Source organism: Roseovarius sp. ZX-A-9 (genome assembly GCF_028369135.1).
Taxonomy (GTDB): domain Bacteria; phylum Pseudomonadota; class Alphaproteobacteria; order Rhodobacterales; family Rhodobacteraceae; genus Roseovarius.
In genome coordinates this window covers 55,979-73,357 of sequence record NZ_JAPWHW010000011.1, presented here as the reverse complement: position 1 = coordinate 73,357, position 17,379 = coordinate 55,979, and the positions used below count along the sequence as shown (strand labels likewise).

General features: G+C 57.8%; 17 protein-coding genes. 3 read left to right on the top strand and 14 right to left on the bottom strand.

The features are described 5' to 3' along the window. Both O3306_RS12380 and O3306_RS12375 read right to left on the bottom strand, forming a co-directional pair. Positions 1-864 (bottom strand): hypothetical protein, encoded by an 864-nt coding sequence (locus O3306_RS12380; protein ID WP_272007710.1) that lies wholly within the window; start codon positions 862-864, stop codon positions 1-3. Positions 865-929: 65 nt separating this feature from the next. Then, positions 930-1,634, bottom strand: a complete 705-nt coding sequence (locus tag O3306_RS12375) for a hypothetical protein (RefSeq protein ID WP_272007707.1) — start codon at positions 1,632-1,634, stop codon at positions 930-932. 70 nt (positions 1,635-1,704) lie between these two features. Here O3306_RS12375 and O3306_RS12370 point away from each other — a divergent pair, with 70 nt between their 5' ends. After that, positions 1,705-2,682, top strand: a complete 978-nt coding sequence (locus tag O3306_RS12370) for a hypothetical protein (protein ID WP_272007705.1) — start codon at positions 1,705-1,707, stop codon at positions 2,680-2,682. 10 nt (positions 2,683-2,692) lie between these two features. Here O3306_RS12370 and O3306_RS12365 read toward each other — a convergent pair whose 3' ends face one another. From O3306_RS12365 to O3306_RS12355, 3 genes are all read right to left on the bottom strand, one after another. Beyond that, the gene (locus tag O3306_RS12365; RefSeq protein ID WP_272007702.1) at positions 2,693-3,310 is read right to left on the bottom strand and encodes a hypothetical protein; all 618 of its coding nucleotides are present in this window, start codon (positions 3,308-3,310) and stop codon (positions 2,693-2,695) included. Positions 3,311-3,530: 220 nt separating this feature from the next. Next, entirely contained in the window at positions 3,531-5,321 is a 1,791-nt protein-coding gene (ade, locus tag O3306_RS12360) for an adenine deaminase (RefSeq protein WP_272007699.1), read from the bottom strand. A gap of 200 nt (positions 5,322-5,521) precedes the next feature. After that, a complete protein-coding gene (locus tag O3306_RS12355) occupies positions 5,522-6,037 on the bottom strand; it encodes a cell wall hydrolase (RefSeq protein ID WP_442969998.1) in 516 nt (171 codons plus the stop codon). 235 nt (positions 6,038-6,272) lie between these two features. On the opposite strand from O3306_RS12355, the gene yczE reads away from it, so the two are divergent. Next, complete coding sequence (yczE, locus tag O3306_RS12350) at positions 6,273-6,866, top strand: membrane protein YczE (RefSeq protein ID WP_272007696.1); 594 nt, start codon at positions 6,273-6,275, stop codon at positions 6,864-6,866. Positions 6,867-7,016: 150 nt separating this feature from the next. On the opposite strand, the gene O3306_RS12345 is transcribed toward yczE, so the two are convergent. From O3306_RS12345 to O3306_RS12330, 4 genes are all read right to left on the bottom strand, one after another. Next, complete coding sequence (locus O3306_RS12345; protein WP_272007693.1) at positions 7,017-8,234, bottom strand: Vgb family protein; 1,218 nt, start codon at positions 8,232-8,234, stop codon at positions 7,017-7,019. 271 nt (positions 8,235-8,505) lie between these two features. Further along, complete coding sequence (locus O3306_RS12340; protein WP_272007690.1) at positions 8,506-9,255, bottom strand: SDR family NAD(P)-dependent oxidoreductase; 750 nt, start codon at positions 9,253-9,255, stop codon at positions 8,506-8,508. A 24-nt stretch (positions 9,256-9,279) separates the two neighbouring features. Beyond that, positions 9,280-10,020, bottom strand: coding sequence for an SDR family oxidoreductase (locus O3306_RS12335; RefSeq protein ID WP_272007687.1), 741 nt, complete (start codon positions 10,018-10,020; stop codon positions 9,280-9,282). A 316-nt stretch (positions 10,021-10,336) separates the two neighbouring features. Then, a complete protein-coding gene (locus O3306_RS12330; protein WP_272007685.1) occupies positions 10,337-10,684 on the bottom strand; it encodes a RidA family protein in 348 nt (115 codons plus the stop codon). Between the two features lie 438 nt (positions 10,685-11,122). Between O3306_RS12330 and O3306_RS12325 the strand changes: the two genes are divergently transcribed. Beyond that, positions 11,123-11,896, top strand: a complete 774-nt coding sequence (locus O3306_RS12325; RefSeq protein ID WP_272007682.1) for a FadR/GntR family transcriptional regulator — start codon at positions 11,123-11,125, stop codon at positions 11,894-11,896. Between the two features lie 70 nt (positions 11,897-11,966). On the opposite strand, the gene O3306_RS12320 is transcribed toward O3306_RS12325, so the two are convergent. From O3306_RS12320 to O3306_RS12300, 5 genes are all read right to left on the bottom strand, one after another. After that, positions 11,967-12,716, bottom strand: a complete 750-nt coding sequence (locus tag O3306_RS12320) for an amino acid ABC transporter ATP-binding protein (RefSeq protein WP_272007680.1) — start codon at positions 12,714-12,716, stop codon at positions 11,967-11,969. A gap of 9 nt (positions 12,717-12,725) precedes the next feature. Further along, on the bottom strand, positions 12,726-13,802 hold the full coding sequence (locus tag O3306_RS12315) for an amino acid ABC transporter permease (RefSeq protein ID WP_272007678.1): 1,077 nt from the start codon (positions 13,800-13,802) through the stop codon (positions 12,726-12,728). An 11-nt stretch (positions 13,803-13,813) separates the two neighbouring features. Beyond that, on the bottom strand, positions 13,814-14,983 hold the full coding sequence (locus O3306_RS12310; protein ID WP_272007675.1) for an amino acid ABC transporter permease: 1,170 nt from the start codon (positions 14,981-14,983) through the stop codon (positions 13,814-13,816). A gap of 70 nt (positions 14,984-15,053) precedes the next feature. Next, positions 15,054-16,088: an amino acid ABC transporter substrate-binding protein gene (locus tag O3306_RS12305; protein WP_272007672.1), complete on the bottom strand. Its 1,035-nt coding sequence runs from the start codon at positions 16,086-16,088 to the stop codon at positions 15,054-15,056. A gap of 71 nt (positions 16,089-16,159) precedes the next feature. After that, entirely contained in the window at positions 16,160-17,377 is a 1,218-nt protein-coding gene (locus O3306_RS12300) for an NAD(P)/FAD-dependent oxidoreductase (RefSeq protein ID WP_272007670.1), read from the bottom strand. Between the last annotated feature and the right edge of the window lie 2 nt (positions 17,378-17,379).

Genomic DNA, 17,379 nt, shown 5'->3' with positions numbered 1-17,379 from the left:
CTATTCGCTGTCGCTGTCCTGTTCCTGTTGTCCCGGCACCGCCAGAACCAGCCCCACGATACCGGCAATCAGCGACAGCAACGCTGCCAATGCCACCAGCAGGGTGCTGGAAGAGATCGTGTCGATCCAGTCCGGCTTGAATATCGCTGGTTCCTGCAGACCGTAGTAGCTGACTCTCAGCGCGATCGGAGCCCGTTCCGTGAGGAGTGCGACCTCAATGCCGGTGGCAGACTCGTCGGGCGGCGTCAGGTGGCCAAAGCTGATCACGTTGCCCTCGGACTTTATGAAATCAACAGTGGACCCGCGAACAAGCGTGCCGCTTTTCACCACTTCCGTGATGTCGCGCACCAAGGAGGTCGCCAGACCTGTCTGCAACGCTTCCCAATGGCCAGAAAGAAGATAATCGGTGCTGCCAGTTGCCATTTCGCCGCCCAATTGGACAGCTCCCTGAAAAGCGAGTGCACCGTGATCGGCCCATGCGGCCTGCGGGATGATCAACAACGACCCCGGTGGCATATCTGCTCTGCTGTCCGAGTCCAGACGGATCTGTAGCCCGCCCGATGGGTGAGAGCGGAACTGGATCCTTTCAGCGTCACGCCATGACACGACTATGTCGCTCAGATGTTCCACCTTGAACAACGCGTTGTCACACAGCTCTTCGCGCGCTTCACCAGATATACGGAAATCCGGGCTGGCCCGCATGGTGCAGCGGATCACCTCGCTGAACTGCCAATCGTTTTGTTGACCGTTAAAGGTAATCTCGCCGCCCAAGGTCGTGGCGACCAGGCTGAACGTTCTTTCCCGCGCCATGGTGCCAAAGCCGATTGCCAGGCAAATCAACACAATGAAGATGACAAACGCCAAGCGCGCCCAGATACGATGGGTTCCAATTTTTGCCAGCGCATTCTGCAGAGGGGCCACGACCTGCATCAGCGGATCGCGGGGAACCAGAGGTCGAATTCCGTCGGCTGAGAAGGTTTGCCGCCGGTGATCCGATAGATCCCGATCTTTGTCGCCCCATGGATGTCGCGCGCGTCTATGCTGCATTTGCTGTCAAACGCAATCCGGCTTTCGGTATTGATCTTCTGACAGCGCACTGGCTGGGGGCGATCAGCGATGTAGGCAAAAACATCATCCGCGCGAAAGGAATTCACCATCACGTCAATGGTCTCCAGACTGGTCGAATTCCAAAGCGCGACGGTACTCGCGCCCTGTTGTCCGCCGCAATCACCCTGAGAGACCAGGGCGCCGACACCGTCCGCGGGCAAGGCGCGCAACTGATCCTGATATTTCGTCGGAAACTCCAGCGGGGTTGTTCCGCCGGGCCAATCATCGGGGACCAGATAGGGACCATAAGCCTCGTACCGGCCATCGACAGAGACGACCTGGGCGCAAATAGTGCTGCCTTTCCAAGCCTGCGGAATGTAACCCATAAGGGATGGGCCATCCGGCGCGGCCGTTTGAACCTGCACGCCGACCACCACGGCACCGGAAATATCCGCTCCTTTTCGGAGAAATTCCTTGAAATCGGATTTTTGCAGTGCAACCTCGGTAGCGCCCTCTGCCTGACCAACCTGCGCCTGACAAAGCAACAGGGAAAGCGCCAAAGTGACTAGTAGGATCGGAACTTTCATGCTGAAGCCTTTGGCGTTTATACTCTTGGCATTATCCTATCCGACGAATGCCTTCGCACAAACGATTTCGGTGCAAAACGGTTTGGGTGAACACGGCTTTGGCTGGATGTTCGGCCGGGGCGGGACATGCTATATCGTGATGCCAAAGCATGTGGCAGGTCCTTTTCCACGCGTCACCGTGTCGACGGCGGCACCGGTTGACAGCGCCACGGCCACGGTCATCTCTCCATTCTGGGACAGCATTGATCTGTCGATCGGCATAGCGCGCGGCGGTCTGGTTGACCGCTGTGACGCGAAGATCGAAGATCTGGAAGAATCCCCGAAAGCCGCGGCAGCCTACCGGGCAGACCTATTGCGACTGTCCCCCAGCGGTGAGTTGACACGCCGCGGCCTGACCATCGCAGAGCGATCCTATCTAACGTTCACGGGCACGTTGGAGGATGGCACAGATGATATCGCGCAGGGAACTTCGGGGGCCTTCGCATTCGTCAACGGCATGCCAATCGGCATGGCGATCACGTCGGATGACCCGACACGCGCGCGGTTCATGCGCTCGGGCGAGATCTTGATACATTTGCGCCGGTTCCTGGATGAACAGGCCGGCGTTTATGTCCCCGTAGACGAGGCTGCGAGCACGCCGGATATTGCCGAGCCGAATGCGCTGCCCCTGCGCTTTTTTCGAAGCACGATGCCCCCGACCAATCCGCAGTTTGCCCCGGAAAACCTGGTAACGGATGGGCAGTTCATCTTTGCGCCGCAACACAGGATGAGCTTTACCATCACGCTCGATGAAATAACGCCAGTCTCGCGCCTGATGATCCGGGCCTCGCCCACTGCCACTCAAACGTCGCCTAAATCACTGATCGTGCAATGGTCAGTGGACAAGAACGGGCAGCGTTTTCGCGAGTGGACCCGCGCCGAGATGGGTCCCGACGGCGTGTTCGACACCGGGGTGTTGGCCCCCAGAAACCTGCGCTACCTGAAGGTGATCATTCTGGACACATGGGGCAGCGGTGATGTCGTCATCGACAGCGTCACCGCTTACTGACGCGCCCGCATCAGTCGATCAACTGGACCGAAAAGGGGATCGCATCACCCACGTTGGTCAGCGTTCCGGTCCCTTCCAAAGCGCCCGCTTCAGTGATGATCGCCCGCGCATTCATCGCCCGGGGTGTCAGAAAGACACCATCACTATTGACGGTAATGAAGCAATCACTTGTATAGGTGGTGTTCGAAAAGCATTTCTGTTCCGGCAAATAGGGCCCCACCGGGATGCGCCAGTACCCGATTCCGTCGCTTTGCGTTCCATTCCAGTAGCCCGTCACAGTGCGGGAAAAATAGGCGTCCTTCAAATTCGTTCCGTCAAACCGAATTGACAGGATAGGCCCGGACTTTAGCCACGCCTCAAACGCCGTTCTCTTGACGGTCGGGTTGGGCGACAGCAGCCCGAACTCCAGCGCCATGCGCATCAGTTCCGGATCGCCGCTCTCCAGCATGATTTCCATGGCAAGGCGCCCACGTTCGGGATCGGCATCATTCAGCAGCGCCTGATACGGGTTCAGGTTGCTGACTTTCTTGTCAATCATCGCCGCGATCTCTTCTGGAGTCAGCGATTGAGCTGCGACAGGGCTGGTCACAGGCAGAAAACACGCAATCAGGGCAATCAGGAATTTCATCAAACGTGTTCCATTCTAATGGTGTCTACGCACGCATCAGAAGACCGTGCAGATTACCTTGAGTCAAGCCCGGGCCTCACCGCCCCGGGCCGAGCGCGGAAAGGATTTCGTTCGCAATATCGACCGCTTTCGCAGTCTGGGGGGCGGCGCTTTGGATCGCGGCGGATACGGACGCAGAGTTATTCGGAGAACCGATGGAAACAACATCTGCGCGCAGAAATCACACGAACAGATCGACCTTTTCGAACTTCGTCACATCAATGATCCCAAGATCGGATATCCGGATTTCCGGAATCACCACCAGCGCCAGCAGCGAGTGCTGCATGTAGGCATTGTTCAATGTGCATCCGCAGTCTTTCATTGCGTCGACCAACGCAGAGGCTTTCTTCGCGACGGTTTCCGCGCGCTCGTCCGACATCAATCCCGCGATGGTCAACTCGACGGTTGCCAGCTCTTTCCCACCGGAAAAAACAGTTATGCCGCCGCCGATCTTGCCAAGGTGATTGGCCGCTGCTGCCATATCTGATTTGGACGTGCCCACCACGATCATGTGATGGCTGTCATGGGCGACGGTCGAGGCGACGGCGCAGGGTCTGTCGTAACCGAAACCAGATACGAACCCGTTCGTGACACCGCCCGTTCCACGATGCCGCTCGACCAGCGCGATCTGGCAAACATCGTTGCGCTCATCCATCTGCACAACGCCATCGCGAACGGCCAGATCAGCTTCCAGTGCCTTGGTTGGAGCCTGGTTCTCGATCACACCAATAACTCTGGCGCGCACCTCTTCGGCGCCTGCCGGGGCCGGAATATCGAAATCTCTTGCAGCCAGCGTTTTTCCCAGATGAACCGTGTTCTTGGCGAAGTCGGGGTAAGATGCCGCAGGAATATCCATTGTCAGAACGCCGTTTTCGGCGATCACCTCCCCTTGGGCGATGACCAGCTCCACCGGCAGCGACGGCAGATCTGAAGTCAGGATGATGTCGGCACGGCGTCCGGGTGAAATGGACCCGATATCGCGCTCCATCCCAAAATGCTGGGCGGTGTTCAGCGTTGCCATTTGGATCGCCGTCATAGGCTTCAGGCCCTGGGCAATTGCATGACGCACGACCCGGTTCATGTGCCCCTCATGGACGAGCGTTCCGGAATGGCTGTCATCGGTGCACAGGATGAAGTTGCGGGAATCCATCCCGTCTTCGGTGATCGCCTTGACCTGTTCGGCCACGTCATACCATGCCGAACCGAGACGGAGCATCGCCCGCATGCCCTGACGGACACGCGCAATCGCGTCTTCCTTGCGGGTGCCTTCGTGGTCGTCGGCAGGACCACCAGCAACATAACCGTGGAACATGAGCCCCAGATCCGGCGAGGCGAAATGCCCGCCGACGGTCTTGCCTGCCTGTTGTGTCGCGCCGATCTCGCCAATCATCTTGGGATCGTTCATCGCCACGCCGGGAAAGTTCATCATCTCACCCAAGCCACAAACCTGTGGCCAGGCCAATGCCTCGATGACATCCTCGATACTGAATTCCGCGCCGGCATTCTCCAACCCTGGCGCCGAAGGCACACAGGACGGCACCTGAACCTGAATATTGATGGGCAGGCTTGCCGCATCATCATGCATCAGACGCACGCCCTGCAACCCCAGAACATTGGCGATTTCGTGCGGGTCGATAAACATCGACGTGGTGCCATGCGGAATTACTGCACGAGCAAATTCGGTAACGGTCACCATGCCGCTCTCTACATGCATATGCGCATCGCAAAGGCCCGGCACCATGTAACGCCCGTTTGCCTCGATCACCTTGGTCTGATCGCCGATGGTATGGCTTGCATCATTCCCGACATAGGCGATGCGACCGGCTACGATGGCAATGTCGATGCCGGGAATGATCTCACCAGAATAGACGTTGACCCATTTGCCGCCGCGGACAACGCTGTCAGCCGGCGCTCTTCCCATCGCGACATCAATCAGCTTGGGGGCGGATTCGGACCATGTTGGAATAGGCATAGGAACTCCGTTTTTTCTAATGTCTGCGATAGGGGGCAGCAAGTCTTGCTGGTTGGCCCGAGCGGCAGCGGATCATCACCAGCTAGAGCATGGAGGCAACGCAAGGCGCCATCAAGAGGAACTGGCATTGTGGCCTGCCGCCGGCCGGTACCGAAGCATCCAGAAATGACCGTCCAAATCCGGTTTGGACCGGAACCGTCTTATTGCCCCGTCAATCCTTCAGTCGGCGGCAAGGGTCTCGGGACAGACACTTTTTCCGGTCGCCGTTTTTCATAAAAGGCGTTTCCGCCCGCCGTCAGGACATAGTGCATGTTGTTGTAATTCGCTTGATACCCGGCAGCGTGAAAAAATTTGGCGTTTGCAATATGTGGGTGTCGCTCTCCATGGTAGACCGCCCTTGCGGCATCTCGAGCGAGGGCGGCTGACCTACCGTCCATTTTCCGGGACATGACGCCGGGCGCGAACTGGTTTTTCTGGCTGACGACACCGCAGATGGTGTTGGGGAATAGGTCGGATTGAACACGGTTCATGACGACGCTCCCGACCGCGATCATCCCGTCCCGGCTGGACCGGTTCGATTCAAAATACATCGCGCGCGCCAAACAGTCGTGGGCAGCAGCAGGAGGAGTCGGCCGGGATGACTTGCCGCACCCCGCCAAAACAGAAAGGCCGATCAGTACCGCAGAGAGCGGATGCTTGGTGATAGATCGCGTCAATCTCGCGTCCTTCCTGACGTCTCTTGTACTGATTGTGCTTGAACCGGATTAATTCATCAAGATCTGAGACGTGCAAGGACTATGCGCACCTGCTCACCAAATGTCGGGCTTGCCGTATACTCTCCAAGCTGGCACAAGTTTTGATCACTTAACGCTTTTCCCGGGTGTCGCCTTGAGCTTTCTTTCGGTTACTTCAGTTCCAAAGCTCAGCTGGAGTTCGCCAAAGGCCTTCACCATGAAGCCGCCTCTGGCGTCGGTCGTGTTTCTCGCAATTGGCCTAGTGGTCTTCGGTCTGGGAGAAGCGCTTCTGGTCACCGCTGGCGTTGGCGTGAGCCCCTGGACCGTGTTCGCCGAAGGCGTGACCAATGTCACAGGATGGAGTCTGGGATTCGCGACTTTTGTCATCAGCGTATCCGTCCTGATCCTGTGGATTCCACTCAGGCAGATACCCGGTATCGGAACGATCCTCAACGCGATCATAATTGCGCTGGTACTGGAATTCTTGCTGCCCTATTTGCCCCGGTTTGAAACCTACCTTGCGAATGCCGCGCTGGCTCTGGTCGGTGTGCTCGTGACCGGCTTCGGCGGTGCGATCTACTTGGTCGCGAACCTCGGCCCGGGCCCCAGAGATGGCCTCATGACCGGACTTCAGCGCGTCACACGCCTGCCCATCGCACTGGTGCGCACGTTGATCGAATTGTCGGTCATCGCGATCGGCTGGACCTTGGGCGGTACGCTTGGCCTCGGCACGGTTTTCTTTGCCTTGGGTATTGGGCCAGCAATGGCGATCGGGATGCAAATTCTACAGTCCCGCAGCACCGCGAGGTGATATCAGCCGGGCCATCGCGGAGTTTCACCGCAAACTGGCTGTGGGAACACCTACCTCGCCCAATCCCCCAGCATATAGGAAACACCATCTACGTCACCGCCATGCCGGTGTTCTGTACCGCCTGACAAGATCCGGGAGGCAGATCCCTCGCTAGTCAGACAATGCATCCCGACGCAGCCGGACGCGCATTATAGTGTTCGTTGCGCTCTGGTGGATCAAAAGAGCAGACCTGTCCCGAGTGACCCGCATATGTCGAAGGATCCCGGCATGGATGTCGCCGGAGGGAATCGGCCAGCTCTGGAAGCTTTCGGCAATGGGATCGAAGCGGACCAGCATATCCGGCCGCATGCCGGATTCATTGTACCACACCGCGTTGTCGAACCAGGCGATGGCATAGGGATGCGAATTCGGCCCGCTCGGGCTGGGCCACTCGCGTAGTTCGTCGGTTTCAGGGTCGAGATATCCTATGCGGCCACGGCCCGAATTGACATACCAGACCTTGCCGTCCGGTGCGATGTCGAGTCGTCTGACATGGCTATCGGCATCCGGGATCTCATGGCTGGTAATTTCAAGGGTCTCGGGATCGAGACTGAACAAATGGTTCGATCCGTTCGCCCCCACCCAAATCGTGCCGTCCCGGGCCTGCTTGATGCCGTAGGGGCGCGCGCGCTGCACCGGCATGGTCACGAGATCGACAACACCTGATACGGGATTGAGCCGGCCGACCATGTTGCCGCGCTGCACGGTGAAATAGACCCGCCCATCCGGCGCGACGATGGCCGAATGCGGATCGCCTGCAGCCGGGTCGGGCATCGGGTATTCCGTAATCTCGCCCGTTTCCGGATCGAGCCGGCCCATCGTGCCGTTACCGTTGCCCGTATACCAGATCATGCCGTCTTCGGCGGCCGTCACCGTATGCGCCCGCGCCCCTGCGGGAAGGTCGAATTCGCGCATCTCCCCGGTTTCCGGATCCAGTCGTGTCACCAGATCAGCCCACTGCCCGGTCCACCAGATTAAGCCATCCGGGGCCTCGACCGGGTCCCGCGCCCGTTGGCCAAGGATCGGCCCCGACCAGCTCTCAAAGGTGATCTGCACCGGACCGTCAACCCGAACCGGGGCGCGCGCGTCATTGGGTGGGAAATGCGCGGCCAGGTAGGCGGCGATAACGTCCATATCCGGCGCCCCGTCGAGATCGACCATCGTCGATGCAAGTGTCTTCCACCCTGCGGCGGTGTATCCAAGCGACTGATAGATGTTGCGGGTCCCATGGCAGCCCGCGCAAGTAGACATAACGAGATCACGTCCCTCGCCCGGCGGCAGGTCCTGCGCCGAAAGCTGAACCGGCATCAACATCAGGGTTGTGGTCATCGTCCGAAGAAAGCCTCGCATCACCATCCTGCCTTTCACCGGGCATGATTGCCCAACTGACAGCCACAACGATATCATCTTTCCCGAGTCGTCAGAAGCAAGGTTAGCCCCCTTCAGCACAGCCAGACGCGCGACCGGATGAGGATCGCCATCTTGGCCTGCCGCGAGCTTGCCCATGAGCGTCGCGTTTCGAGGAACGCGTAAACCCAAACCGGTCGGCGCCCTCAGGCACTACCAGATTATGGCGCGCCTGAGGGAAACAAATGCGATGTCAGGCGTAGACGTAGCCGCCTGACACAATGATCTGTTCGCCGGTCATGTAAGTGTTTCGGTTCGAGGCGGCAATTAGCACCCATTCGGCAATCTCGCGCGGCTCGGCAGCCCGGCCAAGCGGATTGGCAGCCGCCAACTCTTGCAGAAATCCGAGTGAGCGAGCTTTCTCAGTCGCCATCCCTGCCGGTGCGACCGAATTGACGAGAATCTGATCAGCAGCGACATTCGCCGCGAATGACCGCGTCAAACTGACGACCGCGGCCTTTGTCGCGGCATAATGCGCATTCTGCGGATGCGCTTTGAAGGCATCAACCGAGGTAATATTGACGATCCGACCCGCGATATCCTTGCCATTCGCACGGGTTTTCATATGCATGATCGCTGCCACGCACATATGATACGTGCCCTTGATGTTGATGGCGTTTTCGAGATCCCACTGCTCATCCGTGATCTCCAGCAGCGGCGCGCGCGGATAGACAGCCGCGCAATTGATAAGGCTGTCCACCCGCCCCATGGCCGCAACAGCCTGGTCAAAGCCATCATGCGCACGTTCCTTCGTCGCGATATCTGCCTCGATCGCGTGGGCAGTGCCGCCCGCTTTCTCGACCAGCGCCACGGTCTCGTTGGCACCATCGACATTGTTGTCGATGATCGCCAGCGCCTCTACACCCTGAGCCACCATCATCAGCGCGATTTCGCGTCCAAATCCTGAACCGCCACCGACTATGGCGACATTCAACCCCTGCATTTCCACCTTGGTATCTCCTGAATTTTACGAAGTTTGTTTCATTTCCGATTTTTTGATTGTGCGTCCGCCGCCTGCAACCTGACCTATGGGCATGATCTCGATGCGAGAAACATCGACATGGTCCGGCACATTCAGCGCATAAGCGATGGCATCCGCCACATCAGAGGGCTCGAGCGGTTCATACTCGTCGTAAAGCTGGCCAGATGCGCCTGCGCCGATCGCCTCGCGATAAAGATCCGAGCGCGTGCGGCCCGGCGCCACCTCGGTCACGCGGATGCGCCATTCGGCCAGTTCGGCGCGCAACGCATCGGCAAAAAGTGACGTTGCCGCCTTTGTTGCGCCATAGACCGTGGCGCCGGGATGGGGAAACAGCCCAGCGCTTGAGCCGACAAAGACAATGTGGCCCCTGCCCTTCTTCTGCATCTGGCGCAACGCGCCTTGCGTCAGGTGCATTACAGCGCGGAAGTTCACGTCGATCATGGTGTTGATCGCCTCAGGCGGCAGATCGGCAAATCCCGAACTGGAGGGCAGAGCGCCGGCGTTATTCACCAGAACGTCGATATCGCGCCCTTCGGTCAGATTGCGGCAGGCCACCGAATCTGACAGGTCGCAACTGACAGCTTCAACCACGTTGGGAATTTGCGACAGCGCCTTCAACGCGTCCGCGTTGCGGCCAATGCAAATGACCTCATCCGTCCGGGCCAATTTTTCGACCAATGCGCGCCCAATTCCGCTCGTCGCCCCAGTCACGAGAATTCTGCGCATAATGCTTTCCTCAACTTTTTCAGTTGTCAGACATCATATGAATATTTGTGGCCGATGCAAGCTTTGCAATGGCCCGGCGCATACATTTTCAGACCCGCTTGAATCGCACGCGACGGCTACGCGTGCCGCGCGCGTTTCAAGCGTGGGATGCATGTGATGTTTGGGCAATCTGCTGATTGGGATCAAACCAGAGCGGCGGCTGTTTCGATGCGACTCTTGTTCTTCGTCGCGGCCGGTTGTTGCGCACGTCATGGAGCCGTGCCAGTCGGGAGCACGGCTCGTTAAGTTTCGACGCTGATAGCAATCGCTAGATCTGTTAGATCGCGGCCGTTACGATCATTTCGATCAACATGCCGGGCTTGGCCATGCGTCCTTGCCCCGAGGAACGGGCAGGAGCATGTTCCATAGGCATCCATGCGTCATAAACGACGTTGACCTCATCAAAGTCACGCACATCATCCAACCACATCTGGATGTGCAAGATCTTGGTTTTGTCAGTGCCAGCCTGTGCCAGAAGATCATCGATCTTGGCTAAAACTTCGCGGGTTTGGTCCGCTGCCGATTGGCCAGGCTCGGCGACCTGGCCGGTCAGGTAGACAGTGCCATTATGAATCACGCCATGATGCACGCGGGTGTCAAAAGCGTAGCGGTTAATTTCGGTCATTCTGGTTCCTTTCAAAATGCGCTCCGGGGAAAAACCGGGAAGCGGTTCGGGGTTAGTGAGGTGGATGAAAACTCTCGGGATTGTCCGCGCTTTGATTGCATCAAGCTTGGGAAATGCCGCGAAGACCAGGACACCAGCGGTCCTTTCCTGCCTGCCGGTTCCGAGCCAATTTTCGATGTGGTGTCATCGCCTCGGGCGAGATCGACAAGTGCCGCAATGTTCCGCAACTCCGAGGCTTGAATTTGTAATACATCATATGACATAATAGTGGTTGTGCAACACGTTGTCCGCATTTGTTGGGTGGCGTAATAAATGAAGTGCGTCGTGACGCTGAACCGCGCAGCCTGCAGCGCAATTGCTGTGCCGCTTTCAGTTTATAGAAATTCTGATATCCGCAGATCGCGTGACCGAACCGAAGCATACCAAGAGGAGCGAACTATGGCGCGGCGCAAGACTCTGACAGCAATCGTGGCCGAAGATCTGTCGAAACGCGTGTTCGACGGCTCTCTGAAGCCGGGCGAGCAACTGCCCACCGAAACAGAGCTGTGCGAGCAGTTCGAGGTCAGCCGTACAGTGGTGCGTGAGGCTGTCGCGCAGCTGCGTTCGGACGGGATACTGGTATCGCGTCAGGGGCGCGGCATGTTCGTCTCCAAATACCCCTTCTCGTCCAAGTTCGAGCTAAACTCGGACGCGCTGAACACCTTGCCCGAAACCATTGCCATCCTGGAACTGCGCCTTGCCATCGAGGTGGAATCCGCCGGGCTTTGCGCCGAACGGCGCTCGGACGAGGACGCGCGCAATATTCGCCGCGTGATGGAGGAGGTAGACGCGCGCCATAGTGATCCCGACATCGTCGAAGTGCATTACGATTTCGAGTTTCACCTGGCCATCGCGCAGGGCACACAGAATCCCTACTTCCACCGCTTCCTGAAATTCCTTGAGCCGACGTTTGCGCGACGGTTCCAACTTAGCACGCTGGTTTCGCAGGATTTCAAAGAACAATATTACGAAGAGATCCACACCGAGCACAATTCTATCGTCGTGGCCATTGAAGAGCAGGATCCGCAAGCAGCGCACAACGCGATGCGGGTTCATCTACTGAACAGCCTCGGGCGTTTGCGCGCCTTGTCGCGCAAAGTGGTTGCCAAGGACCGGATGGACGGCAGAGAAACCTCGTTCATGGACTTTCTTAAGGACGTCGATACGGTTTGACGCCCAAATATATGGTGATATCGCGCGCTTTACGGTTTCAGGTTGCCTACCAGCTCGGACCAGAAGCGCCTTAATGTCCCAAAATCTGCGACAGGAATTTCTGGGTCCGTTCGTTCTGTGGATTGCCAAAGAATTCCTCGGGCGGATTCTGTTCGATGATCTCGCCCTGATCCATAAAGATCACCCGATCAGCCACCTGTCGTGCGAACCCCATCTCATGCGTCACGCAGAGCATCGTCATGCCGTCTTTCGCCAGCGCCACCATGACATCCAGCACCTCCGAGATCATTTCCGGATCCAGCGCCGATGTGGGCTCGTCAAACAGCAGCACTTTGGGCTGCATACTGAGCGAGCGGGCGATTGCGACGCGCTGTTGCTGCCCACCTGACAATTGGCCAGGAAATTTTTCGGCCTGCTCGGGAATCTTGACCTTTTCCAGGTATTGCATTGCCAGTTCTTCAGCCTTGGCGCGGGGCCATTTGCGCACCAGCATCGGAGCCAGCACGCAGTTTTCCAGAACAGTCATATGCGGGAAGAGATTGAAATGCTGAAATACCATGCCCACGTCGCGACGGATTTCGTCGATGTGGAGAATGTTATTGTCCAGCGCTTTGCCCAGAACGGTGATGTTACCGCTCTGATGTGCCTCAAGATGATTGATACAGCGGATCAGGGTCGACTTCCCCGACCCGGATGGACCACAGATCACGATCCGCTCACCGTGCTGGACGGTCAAATCGATGTTCTTCAGCGCATGAAAACTGCCGTAGAACTTGTTCATGCTGCGGATGGTGATGGCCGGTTCGGCTGTTTTTGTCATGAGTGTGTCCTAATGGTCGCCAACGTCCATCCGCCGCTCAAGAAACGCGCCATAGCGCGACAGCGAAAAGACGAAGACAAAGTAAATCATGGCGATGAAGGCGTAGACTTCAACAAAGGCGAAGGTCCAGTTGCCGGTGCCATAGGCCGCGTTGCCCGAGGCAAGGATTTCGAAAAAGCCGATGATGATGAACAGCGACGTTTCCTTGAAGGTGATGACAAACTGGTTGATCGTTGCAGGCAGGGCATTCTTGAACGCTTGCGGCAAAAGGATGCGCTGAATGCGGTGACGATAGCGGATGCCAAGAGATTTCGCCGCTTCCTCTTGCCCCGTCGGCACGCCTTGCATGCCACCGCGGATGATCTCGGCCTGGTAGGCAGCAAAGAACAGCGCCGAGCCAAAGATCGCGCGGTACAGCTTGTCCCCCGATGCCCAGTCAGGCAGCAAGAATGGCAGCACGACCGCGAAGGCAAAGAGGATCGTCAGCAGCGGAAGCGAGCGCACGCTATCGATGACAATACCGGTCAGAGCCGAAATCCAAGGCAGCTCGGAGCGGCGCAGAAGAGCTAGCAGGATGGACAGCGGCGTGCCCACCAGCACGGTCGTCACGAAGATGAACACAGTTAGCGAAAGCCCACCCCAGCTCTGCTCATCCACCACGGGCATCCCAAGAATGCCCCCCTTCATCAGAAAGTAAAAAGCGAGGAAACCGCCGATCCAGATGACGGAAATGGACCGCCCGTTCCAGAAGTAGGGCAGGCAACTCAGGACAGTCATCACCACCACGACACCGCAGGCCAACGCCGAACGCCAGTGTTCCTCGTGCGGATAAAGACCGAAGAGGATCAACCGCCAGCGCGCGTCGATCACGGCCCAACAGGCACCATCGGTTGCCTTGCACGCCTCGGGGCCATTCGCGGCCGAAAACACCGCTGACAGGATCGCCCAATCGAAAAACTTCCAGACGATCAGCGCCAGTATGGAAAAGCAGATGATCGACAACGCGGCGTTGCCCAGCGAAGAGAAGTACTTCTCTCGCAGGGTCGCCAATAGGCCCAGTCGCCCCATCTCGCCTGTCATGGCCATCGCAATCCCCCTCAGCTTCTCAGTTGATTGCCCTTGAGGGCGATGGCGCGGTTGATCCTGTTCAGGATCGCCGCAAGCGAGAAATTGATGACCAGGAAGCCGCCCATCAGGATCCCCAGCAGCTCCAGCGTCTGGCCCGACTGGTTAATCGCAGTCGACACGACCATAAAGAAATCCGCAAACCCGATGGCGATACCCATAGTTGTCGCCTTGATAAGCCACACATATTGGTTCGTCAGGATTGGCAGCATCGCACGAAGAGCCAGCGGAAACCGCACTCGGCTGAAGACTTGCCACTTTGTCAGTCCGACGGATTTCGCCGCCTCGATCTGGCCACGCCCAACCGAATTGAACCCGCCGCGCACGATCTCGGCGATATAGGCACCGCCATATATTGCGATCGAAATCGCCATCGCCGACAGCTCGGTCGAGATGCGGATACCGCCGCGAAAGTTCAACCCCTTGAGGGCGGGCATACTGACCAACGAGGTGTCAGGAATGCGCCCAATCCAGAAAATGACCAAGCTGACGATGAACGCCCCCAAAAGGATCAGCCAGCGCAGGCGCGTCTTGCGCGCGGGATCCATACGGCGAAACCTTTGGGCGGCACTGATCCAGATGATCACGCCCAGCCCTGCCAGGAAGGCAACAATACCCAGGAACGCCGACAGACCGGTGATGTTCAGCCCCGGCCCGTAAAGGCCCCGACTGGACAGAAAAAAGCTGTCGGCCAGGTTGATTGCCTGACGTGGCCCCGGAAAACGGGTGACGATGGCATACCAGAAAAACACCTGCACGATGAGCGGGATGTTACGAAAGACCTCGACATAGATGGCCCCCAAAAGACGTGCGAGGTCGTTTTCGGTGGTGCGCGCCATACCAATGATGACGCCAATCACCGTGGCCAGCACAAGGCCGATCGTCCCCAAGAACAACGTGTTGAGGATACCCACCACCAGCACCAGCCAGTAAGGATCGCGCGCAGAGAAATCGATCAACGAAAAGTTGACATCCCAGCCAGTCGATTTCCACAGGAAATCAAAACCCGAGATGATCCCCTGCGCTTGCAGGTTTGTGCGCCCCATCACGATCAGCGTTGCGATCACCGCGACGAAACCGCCGACATAGATGATCTGCAACATCGCGTTGCGCAGCTTTATATTGTTCCAGGCAGACAGCATTTTCGTATCCGGCCATTGGGATAATCATGCGGCCCCGACCGCTCGGGATCAGGGCCGCATTCAGTATGGATCAGTCGAAAACCATCGGGTAGTGGATGCCGCCTTCGTTCCACAGGTTGTTCAGGCCCCGTGGCATACCGTAATCGGATTTCTCACCGATATTGCGGTCAAAGATCTCACCGTAGTTGCCGACGGTCTTGATGACATTGTAAGCCCAATCATCCGACAGCCCCAACGGCCCGCCGACGCCCGGCGTCACTCCCAGAAGTTTGCCGACCTCGGTCGTCGCCGGATTGGCCTTCATCTCGTCCACATTGCCAGAGTTGATCCCCTCCTGCTCGGCGAACCAAAGCGCGGAAAAGACCCAGTTGATCACATCGACCCACTGGTCGTCGCCCTGGCGCATGATTGCAACTTCAGGCTCCAGCGCCAGCACATCATCAAGGATCACATGCCCGTCTGGATTGTCCGATACCGAGCGCGCGATGCCAACGGTCGGACCCCACTGCGCATAAGCATCGCAGCGTTTCGAGAAATACGCCTCGCGCAGTTCCTCGGTCTTCTCGAAGGTTACAGCCTCCAGTTTGATTCCAGTACGGTCAGCATAGGCCGCGACCTGACGTTCGATCGTGGTGCCGGCAGGAATGCAGACAGAACCGCCATCAAGGTCGGTGAATTGCTCCACGCCCAAATCCTTGTGAACCATGACCACGGTCGTCCCCAGATAATAGGGGCGTGAGAATTGCAGACCCAATTCGGTGTCTCGGCTGAACGTACCGCCCGACGCCTTGATGACCACATCGATGTCACCCGACTGCAACGATGGCCAACGTTGGGCCCAACTGACCGGCACAATGTTGAGCGACTCGTCATCGCCGAAAATCGCGACCGCTACTGCCCGGCACAAATCGATGTCGAGACCTCTCCAGTTGCCATTGTCGTCCACCTCGGCAAACCCAAGGAAAGACCCGTTGTGGCCGGTGCAATTCAGCGTTCCGCGCTCTTGCACTTCTTTCAAGGTCGGTCCGGCATCTGCCAGCGCTGGCCCGGTAAATGCCGCTGCTGCCAGCGCACCCGCACCCAGAACTCCCATTATCTTCTTCATTTATTTCTCCTCCTCTGCTTCTCTCTTAAAGTCATCATATATCATACATATTACGACCAAACTGGCAATCATCATATGACTGCTTCTTCCAGGAATGGCTCCCCTTTTTCGACCCGCTCATAGGACAGCGGGCCGAGGTCCAGCGTCTGATACGAACCATGGACAATCAGCTCGGCCACTCCGCGCCCCACCGCAGGGGATTGTTGCAATCCGTGGCCTGAAAATCCGTTCGCAAACATGAAATTCGAGACGATCGGATGAAACCCGATAATTGCATTATGATCCAACGTGTTATACGCGTAATGGCCGGTCCAGAATTGCCGCACCTTCAGCGCATCAAACTGGGGGATGCGATTATAGAGCGCGGGCCAGATGTAGTCCTCGAATTCGTCATGTTTCGTCTCGAAATCCTCGGTGTCGGCGGGGCCATCCGGCGTTGGCGTGTTGCCCGCCAGAAACAATTGCTGCTCAGGGCGCACAAAGGTGCCACTCATGTCGATCACGTTGGGCATCCGGCCGGGAATCGGCGTGTTGCTGGCAAAAACAAAGCTGTGCCGTTTGCGCGGCTCTACCGGGATGCTGAGATTCGCCATACCCGCCACCACGGATGCACGCGGGCCGGCGGCATTGACCACAACCCCGCAATTCACCGTCTCGCCAGTTTTCAGCGTGACCGAAGTCATCCGATCCCCGACGCGGCCGAGCGATATCACCTGGTTGTCGATGTATTCGGCCCCATTGTGACGCGCTGCGCGCCTGAACCCGTTCATCAGCCCGACGGAATCGAACCACCCTTCGGATTTGGTGCCCCATGACGCGCCGCCCAGATCATCAACATTGAGCCACGGGAATTGATCCTTCAGCGGCCCCGGTTCCAGAAACACCGTATGCGCCCCCCATTCGCGTTGCAGCGCGACACGTTCGCGCGCGGCCTCGGCACCCTCGGGGGAAGTGCAGTAGAGATAGCCATTCTGCTTGAACCCCAGGTCCGGTGCTGGCTCATCCGGATAATATTTCCGCATTCGATCCTGGAAGGATTCGATGAATTCAGCGCCGAACTGGCTGATTTGGATGTTGATCGGGTTCGAGTATTGCAGCCTGATCGCGCTGGTCGACAGTGCGGTCGAGGAAAATTCGTAGCTGCTGTCGCGTTCGACCACCAGGATCGAGCCGTCGAAGCCGTCATTCTCGGTCAGCCAATAGGCAATGGATGACCCGATGACGGCGCCGCCGACGATAACGACGTCATAACTGGCAGCACGGGGGGATTTATACGGCGGAATTGCCATAG

What these genes read in the sequence shown, in the direction of transcription:
- O3306_RS12375 (WP_272007707.1), bottom strand. Translation starts at nt 1,634, where the DNA reads ATGAAAGTTCCGATCCTACTAGTCACTTTGGCGCTTTCCCTGTTGCTT.
- O3306_RS12365 (WP_272007702.1), bottom strand. Translation starts at nt 3,310, where the DNA reads ATGAAATTCCTGATTGCCCTGATTGCGTGTTTTCTGCCTGTGACCAGC.
- ade (WP_272007699.1), bottom strand. Translation starts at nt 5,321, where the DNA reads ATGCCTATTCCAACATGGTCCGAATCCGCCCCCAAGCTGATTGATGTC.
- yczE (WP_272007696.1), top strand. Translation starts at nt 6,273, where the DNA reads ATGAAGCCGCCTCTGGCGTCGGTCGTGTTTCTCGCAATTGGCCTAGTG.
- O3306_RS12345 (WP_272007693.1), bottom strand. Translation starts at nt 8,234, where the DNA reads ATGACCACAACCCTGATGTTGATGCCGGTTCAGCTTTCGGCGCAGGAC.
- O3306_RS12340 (WP_272007690.1), bottom strand. Translation starts at nt 9,255, where the DNA reads ATGCAGGGGTTGAATGTCGCCATAGTCGGTGGCGGTTCAGGATTTGGA.
- O3306_RS12335 (WP_272007687.1), bottom strand. Translation starts at nt 10,020, where the DNA reads ATGCGCAGAATTCTCGTGACTGGGGCGACGAGCGGAATTGGGCGCGCA.
- O3306_RS12330 (WP_272007685.1), bottom strand. Translation starts at nt 10,684, where the DNA reads ATGACCGAAATTAACCGCTACGCTTTTGACACCCGCGTGCATCATGGC.
- O3306_RS12325 (WP_272007682.1), top strand. Translation starts at nt 11,123, where the DNA reads ATGGCGCGGCGCAAGACTCTGACAGCAATCGTGGCCGAAGATCTGTCG.
- O3306_RS12320 (WP_272007680.1), bottom strand. Translation starts at nt 12,716, where the DNA reads ATGACAAAAACAGCCGAACCGGCCATCACCATCCGCAGCATGAACAAG.
- O3306_RS12315 (WP_272007678.1), bottom strand. Translation starts at nt 13,802, where the DNA reads ATGGCCATGACAGGCGAGATGGGGCGACTGGGCCTATTGGCGACCCTG.
- O3306_RS12310 (WP_272007675.1), bottom strand. Translation starts at nt 14,983, where the DNA reads ATGCTGTCTGCCTGGAACAATATAAAGCTGCGCAACGCGATGTTGCAG.
- O3306_RS12305 (WP_272007672.1), bottom strand. Translation starts at nt 16,088, where the DNA reads ATGAAGAAGATAATGGGAGTTCTGGGTGCGGGTGCGCTGGCAGCAGCG.
- O3306_RS12300 (WP_272007670.1), bottom strand. Translation starts at nt 17,377, where the DNA reads ATGGCAATTCCGCCGTATAAATCCCCCCGTGCTGCCAGTTATGACGTC.